Source organism: Phyllobacterium sp. P5_D12 (assembly GCF_054049495.1).
The window spans coordinates 1-2,117 of sequence record NZ_JBFUMG010000675.1 but is presented as its reverse complement, the minus strand read 5'-3'; the positions used below and the strand labels follow the sequence as shown (position 1 = coordinate 2,117).

Here is a 2,117-nt window from a genome sequence, read left to right as displayed (position 1 = left end):
AGCCAGATACGAGTGACACAGTAGCGTAACAATCCACTGATATTCTTCAGTAATTGGTCGAGTTTACGGTCGGCATCTTTGACATCTTACGGAAATCTGGTGCCACAATAAGGCAGGCTCCTGCTCCGTTTTCTGATCACGTTTTATGTGAAGTGACATAAAGGGGTTGATCCGCGACGATGGACGTATAAGTTCTGCCTTCCGATTTGTTAACTAAACCTTTCACGTTAGGAGCAAAGCGATGAACAAAACCGCCGGCGACTATTCATTGCCAGAAACGATTTCCACGGCACTTGCCAATGGTACAAATATTGTCAGAGCATTTCGCGAACAATTCGGATATTCCATCGAGGATTTAGCCGTTGCGTGCGGTCTGACATCCCTCGAAATCGAAACGATCGAAAGCGGCCAGAATACGGATCCGCACAAGCTGGAACGCATTGCGCATGCGCTTGGTCTCCCGAGCAACGCAATGATTCTTGAAGATTCCAAGCGCCTCAGCGCCTGAAACTCTACTACCACTAATAAATCGGCACCCAAAAAGCTGTCAGAGTGATATCCCAACTCTGACAGCTTTTTGATTCCGGGCGGTGAGCTACAGACACAACAATTTGCGTGTCAGCGGGTGATCCGGCTGGGTCAATCCTTCAATGACATTGGCGTGGTGCTTGCCAGTTTCTTCGACAGCATCCACCTGACAGTCAAACCCCGACCAGATATTGGCGAGCAAAGCATTCTGCCGCAGAAATTCGGGCCTCTCCGCTGCGCCAACCCATGTGGTTACGTCGATGCCTTCCTGCGGCTCAAGCAGGGCAGGGCTCTCCAGCCGCGCTTCCACTGCATCGAGATGCAACGTGTCGTTCATCTCGGTCCTCATCAGCGGCCGCATATCGGCTATCGCCGAAATCGGCACCGTCTTGCGGATGCGATGCCGGATCGCCTGGTTCAGCGGTGACGTCACCGTCACCATGCGGGCAACGAGGTGTCCGCCTGCCGAATGTCCCGTCAGATGGATAGGGCCTGCCACTTCGCTGGCGGCGCGCGTGATAGCGAGTCCGACCTGTACGGTGATATCGCTGACGCGAACCTCCGGACACAGCGCATAGGACGGCACGGCCACGGCGAAGCCATGGGTGAGTGCGCCTTTTGCTAGGTGCGACCACGCGGACTTGTCGAAATCTTCCATCCAGTACCCGCCGTGCACGAAGACGACGAGGCCCTTCAGGCCGCCCAAGGGCATGAACAGATCGAGCCGGTTACGCAAATGCGGACCGTAGCTGAGGTCAGCTTTGAGCAAGCCTTTTTCTTGCATTTCCTCTCGAAATTGCGCCGCCTCCGCCAGCCATCTGGCCGGATATTCGAAGCCGTCTGGAATATACGCGAAGTTCGAATAGGCGTCGTCCCAGTCGATAGCTGCAGTCGTACCCATGTCTCCCTATTCCCTGATCTTTTCCCTTATCTGCACGCCGCCGCCGGACCTGCGCAAATTCGGCAAAGCCAACATCAAGAGCACGAACGCTCCGGTGGCAAATTTCAGATCCGCAGGCGCAAGACCAAGCGTCAGACAGAATGAGATCAGCTGGTAGTAAACCAGCGCGCCAATAACCGGGGCTAGAACCTGCCGACGTATCGTCTGACGGCCTGTAATGGCCTCGCCGATGATAAGCGCGGCAAGACCGTTGATAAGTATGCCGAAGCCCATATTGACGTCGGCGAAACCTTGCGTCTGCACCATGATACTGCCACCTGTCGCGGAAAGTGCGCTCGCGACACCGACGCCGATAATCGTCGCGGTGCCGACGTCGATGCCCTGTGCCTCGGCCATATCGGGGCTGGCCCCGACTGCACGCATCGCCGTACCCTTTTCGGACATGAAGAAATACAGCATGGCGCCGAGAACCAGCCCAACGAGCAAACCGACAATCAGGATCTTGGTCCAGGGGAAATTGGCGGCGGGTCCGGCAAGGATGGTGAAGACCGTGTCATAGGTGAAGAGCGGAATATTGGTGCGGCCCATGATGCGCAGATTGATGCTGTAGAGCATTGTCATGACCAGGATACCGGCGAGCAGCGTGTTGATCCTGAAACGCAGATGGATGAACGCCGTGGTGCAGCCG

The 2,117-nt window shown here is 55.7% G+C and carries 3 protein-coding genes; 1 reads left to right on the top strand and 2 read right to left on the bottom strand.

Annotation, left to right across the window (positions count from 1 at the left end; translation table 11 throughout):
- Window positions 1-241 precede the first annotated feature (241 nt).
- Window positions 242-508 carry a helix-turn-helix domain-containing protein gene (locus ACXJ5O_RS25145; protein WP_112532543.1) on the top strand — a complete coding sequence of 89 codons (267 nt, stop codon included), beginning with the start codon at window positions 242-244 and terminating at the stop codon, window positions 506-508.
- 87 nt (window positions 509-595) lie between these two features.
- Here ACXJ5O_RS25145 and ACXJ5O_RS25140 read toward each other — a convergent pair whose 3' ends face one another.
- On the bottom strand, window positions 596-1,429 hold the full coding sequence (locus ACXJ5O_RS25140) for an alpha/beta hydrolase (RefSeq protein ID WP_457302288.1): 834 nt from the start codon (window positions 1,427-1,429) through the stop codon (window positions 596-598).
- Between the two features lie 6 nt (window positions 1,430-1,435).
- A partial coding sequence (locus ACXJ5O_RS25135) for an ABC transporter permease (protein WP_457302287.1) occupies window positions 1,436-2,117 on the bottom strand: 682 nt, incomplete at its 5' end.

What these genes read in the sequence shown, in the direction of transcription:
- ACXJ5O_RS25145 (WP_112532543.1), top strand. Translation starts at nt 242, where the DNA reads ATGAACAAAACCGCCGGCGACTATTCATTGCCAGAAACGATTTCCACG.
- ACXJ5O_RS25140 (WP_457302288.1), bottom strand. Translation starts at nt 1,429, where the DNA reads ATGGGTACGACTGCAGCTATCGACTGGGACGACGCCTATTCGAACTTC.